This window comes from Thalassotalea agariperforans (assembly GCF_053470345.1).
Map to the genome: position 1 here is coordinate 191,080 of NZ_JBQMWH010000003.1, position 16,107 is coordinate 207,186.

Consider the following 16,107-nt stretch of genomic DNA (forward strand, 5'->3'; position numbering starts at 1 on the left):
AGTCCAAGTAAGCAAATTTAAAAAGCCAGTATGGTTACAAGTTTGAAAGTGAGATGGATTTTAAATTTATGATTTTAAAAAGAATTGCTTTAAAAATATAAAACTTTTATTGTATCAATAAATATTCATTAGCCTTACTTTAAAGTTATTTGGACTATACTTCGTATATCCATGTGCCGGTGAGGGTCTGCTGGGCATATATAGAGATCGTTAAACAAGGGACTATGCGAGATAATGTTGAAAAAAAATTTAGCTAATAGCAAATGGATGTTGATCTCTTCATTACTGTTATTAACATTTTGTTCGATAGTTATTGTTATAACTAATACCATTTTTAGAACGGATGTGGCTAATGACTTGAAGATGCAATTAAAGTCAGTTGAAGAAGCTATCGAGCTCATGCAAACCAGGTATGTAGAATCAGCTAATATTATTGCGACCTTGGAATCGGTATCTTCTTTGTCGGCATCCATTCTAACTGACCCTGAAAATATTCAAGCGAGAAAAGAGTTAAAGGCAGCACTTGGTTTCATTATTCAACGGCAAGATTATGCCGATTATGCGCTAGTTACTAAAGACTTGCGTTTTGCAGCCCTGCGAACAGATCGCTTAGTTGGTCAATCTATTGCTCATAGTGAACTTGGCAAACATGCTAAACGAGTAATTGAAACTGGAAAAACCTTAACCTCTCGTCCGATGTTTTCAACTCATCAACATGTTTATGATGGACGAATGCATGCAAAAGGCACGGCCTACCAAACAACCTGTGTCAATATAACAATCAATAATAGTGATACTTTAGGCGCATTATGCCTAGTTGTTTTGTCTGAAGAGTCTTTATATAAAGTGCTAAAAATCACCTTGTTTGGTCAAACAGGTGAAGGATATCTAATTGATGAAAACGGACGGATTCTTACGCCAACACGTTTTAATTATGCTAAGGATTCAGCACCATTTCTTGAAAGCGATACTATTTATGCGGCAGCTAATCCTCAAGATCCAAAGAGCAAACCTACCAAAATAGTTAAAACTATTTTACAAAATAAATCTAAATCAACCGGTTACCTTGAAGGTTATAAAGATTATCGAGATATACAGGTAGCGGGTACTGGTGAGTGGTTGTCACAATTTAATATGGGGGTTATTGTTGAAAAAGATATCTCCGAAGCGTTTTTTCTAAACCGAATTGTGAATTTGATTATCGTATTTTTGACGGTAGTCGCCATTGTTATTGTGATCGTCCATGGCTGTAAAGCTGAAAAGTCTAAACATGAAATTTTACGATCTGAAATGTTAGGCCGTGCTTTAAGAGAAAACGTCCCTAGTGGTGTTTTAATGTGGTTGCCTACCGGTGAAATTCTTGTTCATAATGTGCAATTTCAAACCCTGCTTGGCCTAAATAGTCATAATTGGCAAAGTCACAATATTTGGGATGTGTTACCAGGGAAATTTTATAATGCTTTTCATCAAGCCCATGAAAAAGTCGTTAATACAAAAGAAGTTAGTGAATTTGAATTAACATCACCATTAATTGATGCCGATAAAAAATATCAAGTGTCATTATTTCCTATTTATTTGGAGGGAGATGATATTCTGTTTGGAGTTGGCGCAGTATTAATTGACCTATCGAAGCAAGCCGCTATTCAATTTCAACTAGAAAATCTTAATAACGAACTTGAGCAGCGTGTCTCTGCCAGAACACAAGAGCTTAAAGTTGCCCGCGACCAAGCTGAAACAGCAGCACAAGTAAAATCAGACTTTTTGGCGAATATGAGTCATGAAATTCGAACGCCAATGAATGCCATTATTGGTATCTCTCATTTAATGCATAAAACGGAATTAAATGCTAACCAAACGACCTACCTCGATAAAATACAAGCTTCAGGACAGCATTTATTGGGCATTATCAATGATATTTTAGATATTTCAAAAATTGAAGCGGGTAAGTTAACGATTGAGCATGCTGATTTTGAATTAGGCAAAGTGCTAGACAATGTTGCGAATTTAATTGGTGAAAAAGCGAATGAAAAAGGGTTGGAATTTATTTTTGATATTGATCCGGACGTTCCTCATTATTTAAATGGTGATTCGCTGCGTATTGGGCAAGTTTTGATTAATTATGCCAATAATGCCGTTAAATTTACCGAACGGGGCGAAATTATTATTGCGATTAGCATTCTCGAACAAACCGACGAGCAATATTTATTAGAGTTTAGTGTTAAAGACACAGGCATTGGTTTAACAGATGAGCAGAAAGATAAATTATTCCAATCATTTCAACAAGCGGATATGTCAACGAGTCGTAAATATGGCGGCACCGGTTTAGGGCTAGCCATCTCTAAACAGCTAGCTGAATTAATGGGGGGGAACGTTGGTGTAAAAAGTGAATATGGTCAAGGAAGTACCTTTTGGTTCACAGCAAGCTTAGGTAAAAGCAAAGAAAAATACCGGTCATTATTGCCCGAATTTTCTTTACAAGGTTTACGTTTATTAATTGTTGATGACAACAATATTGCCCGCACAGTGTTAGAAACGTTACTCATTAGTATGTTATTTAACGTTGATCAAGCTGAAAGTGGCGAACAAGCACTTGATTTAATTCAGCAGGCTGAACAAGAAGATAATCCTTATGCTGTGGTGTTATTAGATTGGTATATGCCAGGGCTAGATGGTATTGAAACGGCTAAAGCGATTGCCGATCTCAAGCTTAAAACAGCACCACATTTGATGATGGTGACAGCATACGGCTGTGAAGAGGTTGTGCAGCAAGCCAAGATGACAAAAATAGAAGAGATCCTTCATAAACCGATCAACCCTTCATACTTATTTGATAGTTTGATGCGTATATTAGGTGGTCAATATGAATCTGTGGAAGGAATTGAACACTCAGATTCAGACATTCATCAACGTTTGGCATTAATACAAGGCGCGTCGATATTAGTTGCTGAAGATAATGAACTTAATCAGGAAGTGGCCATTGGTTTGTTAGAGGGTGCTGGATTTGAGGTAACTATAGCTAACGACGGCAAAGAAGCATTGACTCTGCTGGCAGAAAATACCTTTGATATAGTTTTAATGGACATGCAAATGCCTGTTATGGATGGTTTAACCGCCACCCAGGAAATAAGGAAAATTGAGGCATATAGCATGTTGCCAATTGTTGCCATGACGGCGAATGCTATGCAACAAGACAAACAGAGGTGTCTTGCTGCAGGCATGAATGGCCATATTGCTAAACCGATTGATCCGGAAGATTTATATAAAACCTTATTACGCTGGCTTAAACCTAGAGGCATTAATCAACATACACAACCATTAACCATGGCGCAAAAGCCAACAGTTGAAAATGAAAATCGACTATTACCTAAGATTCATGGTTTAGATGTAGAGCTAGGACTAAAAAGAGTGCTTAATAAGTCTACAGCTTATCTAACTATGTTAACTAAATTTGTTAACAGCCAAGCTGATACGGTTAAGTTGTTGAAGCAAGCATTGGCCGAACGTGATTTAGCTACAGCTGAGCGCATTGCTCATACTGCAAAGTCGGTGTGTGGCAATATTGGCGCGAGCAATTTACAACAACAAGCTGCTCATTTGGAGACCCAAATTGGTCAAGAGCAGTTAGAAGAGTTAGCTGAACCCTTAGCGATTTTTGAGCAAGATTTAGCGGCGTTATTAATGCAACTACAAGCGTTTTTGCCGAAGGAAGAAGATGTTGAAGCCGTTAATATTAATAAAGATGAAGCCAATAACATTATTGTGCAATTAAAAGAATTACTTGCCAATGATGATAGTGAAGCTTGTGATATTTTCGAGGAACATCAGGCGATTATTAAACAATTGTTAGCGGCAGCAAAATATCAGCAACTCAAAAATTCGATAGAGCAATTTGATTTTCAGCAAGCTTTATTGGTGTTAGAACAGCACGAAAAAAATTAAGTTTAAGCATATATGGCCACATTGAGTGGGGTATCCAAATAATGAAAAGAAATAAGTTTTGGATTTTGATTGAAAAGCGTTTTTTATCGACAAAATTACTTGTCGGTTTTGGCGCATTGAACATCATTATTTTAATGCTTGGCGTGAATGCTATTACTAGTGTACAAAAAATGAGTGCTGATATTCATGATTTGTATGAGCAAAAATTATTGGGTATTTCGCAAATTAAAGAAGCGAATGTGAACTTAATTTTGATCGGCCGAAATGTCCGTCAAATGCTTTTAGCATTTGATGAAAGTGAACGAGACAATGCAAGAAATAAAACCGAACAGGCCATTTTAAATTTAGAACAACAATTAAATAATGCCCGTCAAAGTATTCTGATTGAGCACAATGCTGGTTTATTAGATAAATTTGATCGAGAGTTTGCCAAATATCAAAGTAATATTAAACAGGTTATTAACTTAATAGATCGTAATGGCTACGACTTAGTGCAAGCTCGAGAATATATTTTAAGTGTGCCGTATAGTGAGGTTGCCGATGCGGCTGATACAACCTTAGATCAAATCGTTGATTTAAAGGAGCAGGCGGCAAAAGAAATGGCACTTGCTATGGCACAAAAGCAGCAGGAAACAGAAAAATTACATGTGCTATTAATTATAGCGAGCCTTTTATTCGGGGTTGTTCTGGCATTTCTGGTTGGTAAATCAATTACTAAACCATCTAACCGCTTACGCAGAGCGATCGATAACTTAGCCAATGGTAAAACTGAAGATAAAATTCCTTATACCGACTACCCAAATGAAACAGGTGAAATAGCGCGAGGTATTGAAGTTTTACAACAACTATATCAAAAAATGGAAGACCAACGTTGGGTTAAAACTCATCTTTCTGAAATAGCGACTTTATTGCAACAAAGTGATGATTTAAATCAATTATCACAACAGTTTTTAGCTAATTTATGCCCATTATTAAACATAGGTTATGCGGTTGTTTATGATTATAAAAATGAAGAGTTACATGAAGTTAAAGGTTATGGTAATGAGTTATCTCAAGAACGACAATTAAAAATAAAATTGGGTTCAGGTTTAGTTGGTCAATGTGCAATTGAAAAGTCTCCTATTATTTTACGCGAACCACCCGCAGATTACATTGTTATCAATTCGGGTCTCGGGCGAGCACAAGCTAAGCAAATTATGATTATGCCTATATTACATAATGAATGTTTATTAGGTGTCGTAGAGTTTGCTGTTTTGCAGCCATTAAAAGCGCGAGAAAATGAATTATTAAATGCCATTATGCCTTTGTTAGGTATGAGTATGGAATTATTAGCACGTAATTTACATACACAAAACTTGTTAACCGAAACTCAACAGCAAGCAAAAGAAATGGCGCAGCAGGCCGCTCTATTAGAGCAGCAATCAACCGAAATGGAAGCGCAGCAGGCTGATTTAATTCAAACGGAAACTTGGTTTAGGTCCATCGTTGAAATTGCACCTGATGGCATATTGGTTGTGAATAAAGAAGGGATCATTATTTTATCTAACCCTAAAGCTGAAGCATTGTTTGGTTACGCTCCTAATGAGTTGTTAGGCCTAAGCGTTGATATGTTGTTACCTGAATCATTGCGCCATAATCACACCAAACAGCGAGCTGGGTTTATGAAAGCCGGTACAAGTCGAGAGATGGGAGCTGGTAAAGAATTAATGGGGGTACGTAAAGATAAAAGCCAATTCCCATTAGGAATAGGGTTAAGTTTATTACCTGATTTGGGTGGGCGAGGAGAGTGTGCTTGTGCATCTATTCGGGATATAAGCCAACGAATGGCAGAAAAAAAACAGTTGGAGCATGCGAAATTTCTCAGTGAGCAAGCATTAGATTTAACCCAAGCAGGTTATTGGCATGTGCCGCTACTGGCAACAGACGGTTATTATAATTCTTCAGAGCAAGCTGCGCGTTTATTTGGTGATATTCCAAATGAAAATTGGCGATATCCGCTGATGGATCATTGGTTAGTACAAGTAGAATTGGGCGATAAAGCGGCGGCGGAAAAAGCGAAAGCAAGTTTTGAGGCTGCGGTGAGTGGTGAAGCGCCTCGTTATGATGCTATTTATGCTTACAAGCGCCCCATAGATGGCCGTATTGTTTGGATCCATGCTATTGGTCAAGTGGTGAAAGATGAACAAGGTCGTGCCACTGACTTATATGGTGTTGCTGTTGATATTACTACGACTTATTTGGCAGAACAAAAATTACAAAAAGCGAAAGAAGTTGCAGAAGAAGCAACACAAATGAAGTCTGACTTTTTAGCTAATATGAGTCATGAAATTCGCACACCCATGAACGCCATTATTGGTATTTCTCATTTAATGCATAACACGGCATTAGATCAACGACAAAAAGACTACCTTACAAAAATTCAAAATTCTGGCCAGCATTTACTTGGCATTATTAACGATATTCTTGATTTTTCAAAAATTGAAGCCGGTAAACTTAGCATTGAACATGTAGATTTTGATTTAAACACTGTACTTGATAATGTTGCCAATTTAATCAGTGATAAAGCTCATGCTAAAGGGCTTGAGTTTGTTTTTGATATTGCGCCAGATGTTCCACATTTTTTAAACGGCGATTCACTGCGTATTGGTCAAGTGTTAATCAATTACGCTAATAATGCGGTTAAATTTACCGAGCGTGGCGAAATAGTGATAGCCATTGAATTACTTGAACAAAAAGAAAACGCGTACTTAATTAAGTTTAATGTTCGTGATACCGGTATTGGCTTAACGGATGAACAAAAACAAAAATTATTTCAATCATTTCAACAAGCCGATATGTCAACCAGTCGTAAATATGGCGGTACTGGTTTGGGCTTAGCCATTTCTAAGCAATTAGCTAATCTAATGAAAGGGGAGGTTGGGGTTGAAAGTGAACTGGGTCAGGGAAGTACTTTTTGGTTCAGTGCTTGGTTAGGTAAAAGTCAAAAGCGCTACCGCAATATGCTGCCTGAATTTTCCTTACGGGGACAACGGATATTAGTTGTAGATGATAACGATACCGCTCGAAATGTGCTTGAGTCTTTATTAACCGGGATGGCATTTAATGTTGATCAAGCGGAAAGTTGTGAACAAGCAATTGCATTAATTCAACAAGCGGAGCAAGAGGGTAGTTCTTACTCCGTGGTTTTATTAGATTGGCGTATGCCTAATATTGATGGTACCGAAACGGCAAAAGCGATCAGTGAGCTGAATTTAAAAACCCCGCCACATTTTATTCTTGTCACGGCATATAGTCGAGACGAAGCTTTGAAAGTAGCAAAAACGGCAGGAATAGAAGAGGTGATTACCAAGCCGGTGAATCCGTCATTACTTTTTGATGTCTTAATGCATGTGTTAGGGGGAAGTTATGAAGAAAGTGCTGCCAATCACCTCAATATTGATTTGAATTTAAAACTTGAATTAATTAAAGGGGCTTCTGTATTAGTGGCTGAAGATAATGAGCTTAATCAGGAAGTGGCCGTTGGTTTACTCGAAGATGCTGGTTTTGTGGTAACGTTGGCCAATCACGGGCAGGAAGCCATAGATTTACTTGCTGAGCATAAATTTGATGCCGTATTAATGGATATGCAGATGCCAATAATGGATGGTATAACGGCAACAAAAGCGATCCGTAAAATAGAGGCATACAATATGTTGCCTATTATTGCGATGACGGCTAATGCTATGGTGCAAGATAAAGAAAAATGTTTGGCTGCAGGGATGAATGGCCATATAGCTAAACCGATAGATCCTGAAGACTTATATAGAAACTTATTGCAATGGATTAAACCAAGTACTGAAGCTATCAAGACTTCCCCTCAACTTCAGCAACAACTTAACGGAGCTACAAACTCTGAAGTACTTTTGCCGGTAATCGACGGTTTAAATGTTGAATTAGGCTTAAAACGTGTGCTTGGTAAAAAACAAGCTTATTTAACTATGTTAGAGAAGTTTGTTGTTAATCAGGCGGAAACCGTTGCAAAATTGAATCAGGCTTTAGGCGATAAAGATAATGAAACGGCAGAGCGAATAGCTCACACTACAAAAGGGGTTTGTGGCAATATCGGCGCAACAGAATTACAGGAATTAGCGTTTGAAATTGAACAACAAATAGTTGCTAATGAGCAAGTCAGTTTAGTGCCTTTAGTACAAATATTTGCTCAGAAGTTAACAAACTTAATAACGGCACTGACAGCGTTTTTACCAAAAGAGCAAGAAGTGAGTGTTATTGACCTTAACCCTGAAATAACGAAAAAAGTATTATCAAGTCTAAAAGAATTACTTGAAAACTATGAAAGTGAAGCTTGCGACGTGTTTGAAGAAAATAAAGCAATATTTAAAAGTGTATTAAATTCGGTCGCTTATCAAAGTATTGCTAATGCTATTCAGCAGTTTGATTTTCATCAAGCTTTGATTGAACTTAATCAACAAAGCGCTGAAATTGAATTACGATTACAGACCAGAGAGTAACTTAACCAACGCTATTTTATTGTTATTTGTTAATGAAATAGAAATCAAAAATTAGCATTGGATTAACACAAAAAATTTAGCCCTACTAATTAGAATTTATATTTTTTAGGGTACGGATAAATAACAGTAATGGAGAATATAAAATGATTGAGGAAGATAAATATCCAAAAAAATCGACAATTTTAGTTGTTGACGATACCGCTGATAATTTAACGCTTATGGCTGGGTTATTGAAGTCTACTTACCGTGTTAAAGTGGCGAATAGTGGCGAGCGAGCTTTACAAGTTGCACAAAGTGATGCACCACCTGATTTGATCTTGCTTGATATTATGATGCCTGGCATGGATGGTTATGAGGTGTGTCAACAACTTAAAGCTAATATTCAAACCCGTGATATTCCTATTATATTTTTAACCGCTAAAACCGAAACCATTGATGAAACCAAAGGTTTTGAATTAGGCGCAAGTGACTACATTACTAAACCTATATCTCCCCCGATTGTTTTAGCCCGGATTAAAACGCATCTAAATAACAAACATGTTCAAGACTTTTTAAAAGACAATAATACCTTTTTAGAAGACGAGGTTACCAGACGTACTAAAGAAGTTTCTGCCATTCAAGATGTCACCATTCGTGCTATGGCGTCGCTAGCAGAAACCCGTGATAATGAAACGGGTAATCATATTCGCCGTACTCAGCATTATGTTAAAGCATTAGCTGAGGCGTTAAGGTTTAATCCACGCTTTGCTCATTATCTGAATGACGATGATACTATTGAATTGTTATATAAATCTGCACCATTACATGATATTGGCAAAGTGGGTATTCCAGATAGGATCTTGTTAAAGCCTGGACGTTTTGAACCGCATGAATTTGAAATCATGAAAACTCACACTACGCTAGGGCGAGATGCTATTGAGCACGCAGAGAAAAGCCTTGGTATTGAAATGCCTTTTTTAAAAATAGCGAAAGAAATTGCTTATGGTCATCAAGAAAAGTGGGATGGTTCAGGTTATCCTGAAGGCTTAGCGGGAGATGATATTCCTATTTCGGCACGTTTAATGGCTGTAGCTGATGTTTATGATGCCTTGATCAGTCGCCGTGTTTATAAAGACCCTATGCCGCATGAAAAAGCCGTAAGTATTATTATTGAAGGTAAAGGTTCACACTTTGATCCTGACATGGTTGATGCGTTTATTACGCTTGCTGACGACTTTAGAGAAATTGCGAAAAAATATGCAGATTCTGATGCTGATATGGAAGAAAAATTAGAATATGTGAAGCAAGCAATAGAACAAAAAAACTAATTAGGCCAATGGATTTGAGATAGGGCGATGGAGTTAACTAAAAAAACAAAAATACTGGTCGTTGATGATTTTGATAGTATGCGCAAAGTGACTTGTTCGCAACTAAGAACATTTGGTGTTGAAAAAGTTACCCAAGCAAGTGATGGTACCGAGGCACTTAATTTACTATTAGAGCATTCATTTGATCTGATTTTGTGTGATTGGAATATGCCTGCAATGACCGGGCTAGAATTATTGATGGCGGTTCGAGCGAATAAAGCATTGTGCCATATTCCTTTTATTATGCTCACAGGGGAAGCAGGACGGGAGCGAGTCATTGAAGCAATTGCTCATGGTGTTAGTTCATTAATTGTTAAACCTTATAGTGCGAATGTGTTATTAGAGCGCATTAATAAAGCAACTAAGTGGCATGCACCAAGCAAAACTGTTACTCATACTACTCAGCCTGCGTCGGAAATTGAAAAGCCAGCATCAGCTGACATTAAGCAGAGTCGTCCAACAATATTAATTGTCGATGATAATTCCGATAATGTAGAAGTGCTTTATCAATTACTTAAAGATGAATACCGTATTCAAGTTGCGCTAAATGGAAAAAGAGCATTAGAGATTTGCTGCTCTGATACGCCGCCAGATTTAGTGTTGCTCGACATTATGATGCCGGAGATGGATGGCTTTGCGGTTGCTAAAAAAATGCGTTCTCACCCTAACGCTGAATCAATCCCAATTATTTTTGTTACAGCAATGGAAGGCGATAAAGCTCAAAGTAAAGGCTTGGCATTAGGGGCGGTTGATTATGTGACTAAACCGATAGATCCTAATTTACTCTTACCGCGGATCCGTAACTTTATGCGTTATGTTTTATTGCATAAAACATTGCAATATGAATACGATACATTGCAAGAAAATGCACGATTAAGAGAGCAAGTTGAATTGATAACTCAGCATGACATCAAAGGGTCGGTTGCTGCGGTGATTGGTATAATTCAATCACTAAACGAGGGGCATTCACTAAAAGACTTACAACGTCAACAGCTTCGACTAGCTGAACAATCTGCGTTACAAGCAATTAATATTATTAATCTATCTGCGGAACTTTATAAAATTGAAACTGGGCAATATACATTGACGGCAAAGTCGTTGCCAATTGCTGACGTTTTAAGACAAATTGTTACCATAGCAAGAAATAATAGTGCTAATAAAACGCTACAAATTATTGTTGATACCGATGTCACAGAAGATGAGCACTTACCGCAGGTATTAGGTGATATTACTTTTTGTTATTCGTTGTTTCAAAATTTATTGGCAAATGCTTGTGAGGCGGCACCGGCAAAAACAAAAGTTGAAGTTAAATTATATGATGAAAACCCAGTGAAGGTTTGTATTACTAATCATGGTGTTGTGCCGATAGAAATTAGAAAGCATTTTTTTGATAAACTTGTTACGCATGGTAAATCAGGAGGTACAGGTTTAGGTACATACTCTGCTAAATTATTAACAGAAGCGCAAAATGGTCATATTTCATTTGAAAGCTCAGATGAGAATAACCAAACGGTACTTACTGTTATTCTCCCGAGAGATGAAGCATCGAGTAGCAAAAATTAATAAAAGTAGTTATTTTATTACATCATGGTTAGCAGAGAAGCTAAGACTTTACGCTATCTCTGCCATTTTCTTTTGCTTGATATAATAAGCTATCAACTCGGTGAAATAAGGTGTCAAAATTATCCGTTTTTTGGTATTGGGAAACACCAAAGCTACAACTAACGGAAATATCTTTGATAACTTCTAATTGTCTAATAATTGAACGTAGTTTTTCACAGCTAATATGAGCTTGAGCTTTATTTTGTTCAGGGAAAATAATCACAAATTCGTCACCGCCCCAACGCGCGAATAAATCAACTTGACGTATATTTTTTGATACGATGGTGGTTATTTGACATAATATTTTATCGCCTACTTTATGACCATATTTATCGTTAATCACTTTGAAAAGGTCAATATCAAATATCGCCAATGATAACGGGTGGTTATAACGAGCTGATCTGATAATTTCTTTTTTTAATGCTTCTTCAAAACTTTTTCGGTTAGCAATTAAGGTTAAGGGATCGGTATTAGAAATCGATTCTATTTCTGAAACTTTCTTTTCTAATAAGGCTATTTGAGCCTGTAATTCTTCATTTTTTTGGGTGGATATTTTTTCTAAACTTAAGTTATCGGCTTGCAGTAATTTGTTTTGCTCTAACAGCGTTTGTTGATCCATTTTATGTTGATGAATGTCTTGGTGGGCACCAATCATTCGGCTAACACTACCATCAGAGCTATATTCAATGATTTTACCGCGGTCGATAATCCATAAATACGTATCGTCTGCTTTTTTGCAACGATATTCTATTTCATATTTGTCGCTTTTCCCCGAGATATAAGCCTCAAAATGAGCCATAACTCGCGGATAATCTTCAGGATGTATAATGTTTTCCCAAGTAAACACATCTTCTCGAAAAACACCAAGCTCATAACCTAGCATATGATACCAGTTAGGGCTACGTGTCACTTGTCTAGAAGTTGCATTCCAATCCCAAACACCTTCAACAATTAAGTCTAAAATACTGTTTAAAGTGATTTCAGACTCTTCTAATGTTTGATGTTGATAAGTTTTGTGCGTCATTTTTTTATTGATGTTTATTTTACAATCCATTGTGGTCTATATCATATAACAAGATAAAGCATTTTTGTACGTTTGTTTAAACAATAAATGCGCTCGATAATCCTTTGAGATTATTTGCTAATTCCGCTTGGTTATGGCTTGTTTGAGATATTTCATCAATAGCACTAGCTGATTCATCAGCAGCAGAACTTATTTGATTAAGATTTTCGGCTATGTCAGCGGCGACTACGACTTGCTCTTCTGATGCAGTGGCTATTTGTGTGGTCATTTGGTTGATAATTTCAATAGAAGTCTCAATTTCAGCCATTTTTGCGGTAATTTGTTCTGACCTTTCAACACTTAAATTGGTGTTATTTTGACAGTTTTCAATTAATGCAAACGATTGATTTGTTGATTGAGTGAAGTTATTAATAATCCCCTCAATTTGTTGTGTTGATTCTTGTGTGCGCTGTGCCAGTGTTCTAACTTCATCGGCAACCACGGCAAAGCCTCTACCTTGTTCGCCAGCTCTTGCTGCTTCAATTGCGGCATTAAGAGCTAATAAGTTTGTTTGTTCGGCCACGGCTTTGATCACATCAACAACGTTAGTGATCTCACCAGTACTGCCATGCAAAGATGAAATTAATTGATGAACATCATTAACATCGTTAGAGACTTTCTTAATTTGTTCAATAGATGCGTTGGTAATGTCAGACATTGATTTAGCTAAATTTTCTGCATTACTAACTGCTTCAGAAGCATCAAGCGTGTTTTTAGAAACCTCTTGAATGGTTTGTGACATTTCTTCAACGGCAGTAGCAATTAAATACACTTGTTCTTTTTGCTGGTTTAACGCAACACTTGATTGCTCAACGGTGGCTGAGTTTTGGTTGCTAGAAGCGGCTAATGACTCACTACTTTTGGCGAGTTCGACAATGGCCGTTTTAAAGCTGGCGAACATTTGGTTTATTGCGGTGAAAATATCACTAAACTCATCTTTTCCTTCAACCACTAGTGTTTTATCTAGAGCACTGTTTTCTGAACAATATTTTAAGGTTTCAACTAAGCTTTTAACTTTTTTATTGATGCCTTTAATGACATTGAGCGCGATGAATATACAAGTTACTCCTAAGCTAATAGCTAATAATAAGTAGATAATATTAGCGTTGCTAGCTTGCTGTTGTTGCTCAGCTGACAGTGTGGTTAAGCTTGTTGCTATGTTGGTTTCTATGTTTTTTAAAATATTAATGCGTTGTGTTGCACTCGCAAACCAGGTGATTGGGTCAACATTAAACTGACCGTTTAAATTATTTGTATTAGCAATTGCACGGTAATTTTCAACGTCTTGAATAGCCGTTGCATTCATGGCTTGTTGATACATAGTAAACACGGAACTAGATGCAAGGTGTTCAAACTCTTTTAAATAGGTATTTTGCAGTAATACTAACGCTTTGTATTTTTCATAGCTGGCTAAAGAAAAGTTATTCGTTGAAAATACATTACTTAATACTGCACGCTCAATTCCTGCTCTTTCTTTTGCTTGGGTGAAATAATAATAAGCTAAACTTTGTTGCTTAATTTCCGGTGAATTAGCTATTTCAGCTATTTTGGTAATAACCGTTAATAGTGAAGCATTTAACTTTGTATAAAAACCTAAGGCGTCAGCTAAAGAAATGCTCTGTTGGTCTACTTGCTGTCTAATACTATTAATTTGACTAATTAATGCTGAGTTAGCTTGTTGAGTACTGGTTAGATTGACCTTTTCTGTTAACGCAAATAACTCTTGGTTGACGGCTAGTTTTTTACTTTTTAGTTGTTCACTTTGTTGGCGCTGTGCTAATAATTTTTGCTTAAATTGCTCGCTACCACCAGAGCCAATGTAACCTGCGGTTAAGCCACGTTCTTTTTGTAATTCATGGACAAATTCTGAATTAATGATAGCTAACGTCATTAATTGATTAATGGTCGCTGCGTCATTATTTTTTTTGTTGGTATCGATAATTAATAAACTTGAAAAAAGCATCATTAGCAATAACGGTAGGCCAGATAAAATAATGAGTTTTTGCTTTAATGTTAATGAGATGTACATGAAGTGTCCTTAACAGCTATATTCCAATTTACAATGTTGTCGATATTAGTTTAGTTTATCAGTGAAAAAATAAGGGGAATATTATTCAAACGTCCCACTAATTTAACTAACAGATAGGTTATTTGTACTCATTTATATAAGTATAAACGTATATTTGCTATGTTTTTTGATATAGCGCTGTTTTTTTGAAAATAGTTTTATACGGATTGGTATTATTTTATAAAACCCAGCCGGTTTGTTTAATTCTAAGTTTAACTCAGATTTAAGCATGCTGGGTTTTATAAAAAAGGTGAGGTTATTTCTTTTTGCGTTTAGCGATTTTTTTCGCTTTTGCTTTTTTCTGTGCCGTTGTTCGTTTAACTTTTGGCTTTTTAATCGCTACTTTTGCTTCTTTGTATTGTGGTCGTAAACCTTCAATAGTACGTCTTTGTAAGCGCTCTTTCATGTAGCGTTCAATTTTACCTATCACTAGCATATCGTGAGCTTCAACTAGAGATATAGCGGTACCCTTGTTACCGGCACGGCCTGTACGACCAATGCGGTGAATATGAATATCGGCTTTGCGCGGCATATCAAAGTTAATAACATGGCTGATATCGTCGATGTCTAAACCGCGAGCAGCAACATCGGTTGCAACTAGAATTTTAACTTTACCAGACTTTAAACGCTCCACGGCATTGTTACGCTTGTCTTGTGGCATTTTACCTTCAAGCCATGCACAAGGGAGTTCTTCAGCGAATAATTTACCTGATAACATTTGCACGGTTTCACGCTTATTAGCAAAAACTACCGCACGTGTTACTTCTTCTTGTTTAAGAATGTTATAAAGCAGTTGTAATTTATGCTCTTTATGATCAGCTAAATGCATCCACTGATGAATTTTGGCTTTTTCTTTACGTGAAGGGTTTGACTCGACATATACCGGTTCGTTTAATACTTCTTTAGCAAACTTAACAACGCCAGCGCCTTCGAGAGTTGCTGAAAATAGCATAGTTTGTTTACGCCACCTTGCTTCTGCGACAATGCGGTTAATGGTGTCAGAAAAGCCCATATCTAACATGCGATCGGCTTCATCAAGAATGAGAATTTCAATTTCACGCGCATCAAACTGTTCGTTTTCAATATATTCTAATAATCGGCCTGGGGTGGCGATTAACATGTCGGTGGTGGCGGTTAGTATATCTTTATGACTACCGTAGTTAACACCACCTGTGATCAAACCCGTTTTAATATTGGTATATTTAGTTAAATCCGTAGCATGTTCGCTGATTTGAATCGCTAATTCACGGGTGGGTGTTAATACTAAAACACGCGGAAAGCCGGGTTTGGTTCTCGGGTAATCCAATAAATGTTGGGCAGCGGGTAATAAAAAAGCAGCGGTTTTGCCCGTGCCAGTTGGTGCTGATGCTAAAACATCTTTACCAGCCATGGCTTCAGGTAAAACAAGTTCTTGAATTGATGTTGGTTTTTTATAACCTATGTCTTGAATGCCACCAAGTAATGCTTGGTCGAGATCAAACTGCGCAAACATGCATGTTCCCTAGTAATTGAAAATTGGCCTGATTATAACGGTAAGCGAGTATTAAGTCGTTATTTTATGCCGATATTGTTGAATTAATT

Annotated in this window: 7 protein-coding genes; 4 read left to right on the forward strand and 3 right to left on the reverse strand. The window is 36.9% G+C overall.

Features of this window, described 5'->3' with window-relative positions; genetic code table 11:
- Nucleotides 1-234 precede the first annotated feature (234 nt).
- The 4 genes from ACSLUO_RS06155 (at nucleotide 235) to ACSLUO_RS06170 (ending at nucleotide 11,356) form a co-directional block, all read left to right on the forward strand.
- Nucleotides 235-3,939, forward strand: a complete 3,705-nt coding sequence (locus tag ACSLUO_RS06155; RefSeq protein WP_448247126.1) for a response regulator — start codon at nucleotides 235-237, stop codon at nucleotides 3,937-3,939.
- Nucleotides 3,940-3,980: 41 nt separating this feature from the next.
- Complete coding sequence (locus ACSLUO_RS06160; protein WP_448247128.1) at nucleotides 3,981-8,447, forward strand: response regulator; 4,467 nt, start codon at nucleotides 3,981-3,983, stop codon at nucleotides 8,445-8,447.
- Between the two features lie 143 nt (nucleotides 8,448-8,590).
- Entirely contained in the window at nucleotides 8,591-9,754 is a 1,164-nt protein-coding gene (locus tag ACSLUO_RS06165; protein WP_448247130.1) for a response regulator, read from the forward strand.
- Between the two features lie 27 nt (nucleotides 9,755-9,781).
- On the forward strand, nucleotides 9,782-11,356 hold the full coding sequence (locus tag ACSLUO_RS06170; protein ID WP_448247131.1) for an ATP-binding response regulator: 1,575 nt from the start codon (nucleotides 9,782-9,784) through the stop codon (nucleotides 11,354-11,356).
- A 40-nt stretch (nucleotides 11,357-11,396) separates the two neighbouring features.
- Here ACSLUO_RS06170 and ACSLUO_RS06175 read toward each other — a convergent pair whose 3' ends face one another.
- The 3 genes from ACSLUO_RS06175 to srmB all read right to left on the reverse strand — a co-directional run bounded on the left by ACSLUO_RS06175 (nucleotide 11,397) and on the right by srmB (nucleotide 16,018).
- Nucleotides 11,397-12,419, reverse strand: a complete 1,023-nt coding sequence (locus ACSLUO_RS06175) for a sensor domain-containing diguanylate cyclase (protein ID WP_448247132.1) — start codon at nucleotides 12,417-12,419, stop codon at nucleotides 11,397-11,399.
- A 76-nt stretch (nucleotides 12,420-12,495) separates the two neighbouring features.
- On the reverse strand, nucleotides 12,496-14,487 hold the full coding sequence (locus tag ACSLUO_RS06180; RefSeq protein WP_448247133.1) for a methyl-accepting chemotaxis protein: 1,992 nt from the start codon (nucleotides 14,485-14,487) through the stop codon (nucleotides 12,496-12,498).
- 295 nt (nucleotides 14,488-14,782) lie between these two features.
- Nucleotides 14,783-16,018: an ATP-dependent RNA helicase SrmB gene (gene srmB, locus ACSLUO_RS06185; protein ID WP_448247135.1), complete on the reverse strand. Its 1,236-nt coding sequence runs from the start codon at nucleotides 16,016-16,018 to the stop codon at nucleotides 14,783-14,785.
- Nucleotides 16,019-16,107: the final 89 nt, after the last annotated feature.

Coding starts and splice junctions, on each gene's coding strand:
- ACSLUO_RS06180 (WP_448247133.1), bottom strand. CDS start 14,487: ATGTACATCTCATTAACATTAAAGCAAAAACTCATTATTTTATCTGGC.
- srmB (WP_448247135.1), bottom strand. CDS start 16,018: ATGTTTGCGCAGTTTGATCTCGACCAAGCATTACTTGGTGGCATTCAA.
- ACSLUO_RS06175 (WP_448247132.1), bottom strand. CDS start 12,419: ATGACGCACAAAACTTATCAACATCAAACATTAGAAGAGTCTGAAATC.
- ACSLUO_RS06165 (WP_448247130.1), top strand. CDS start 8,591: ATGATTGAGGAAGATAAATATCCAAAAAAATCGACAATTTTAGTTGTT.
- ACSLUO_RS06155 (WP_448247126.1), top strand. CDS start 235: ATGTTGAAAAAAAATTTAGCTAATAGCAAATGGATGTTGATCTCTTCA.
- ACSLUO_RS06170 (WP_448247131.1), top strand. CDS start 9,782: ATGGAGTTAACTAAAAAAACAAAAATACTGGTCGTTGATGATTTTGAT.
- ACSLUO_RS06160 (WP_448247128.1), top strand. CDS start 3,981: ATGAAAAGAAATAAGTTTTGGATTTTGATTGAAAAGCGTTTTTTATCG.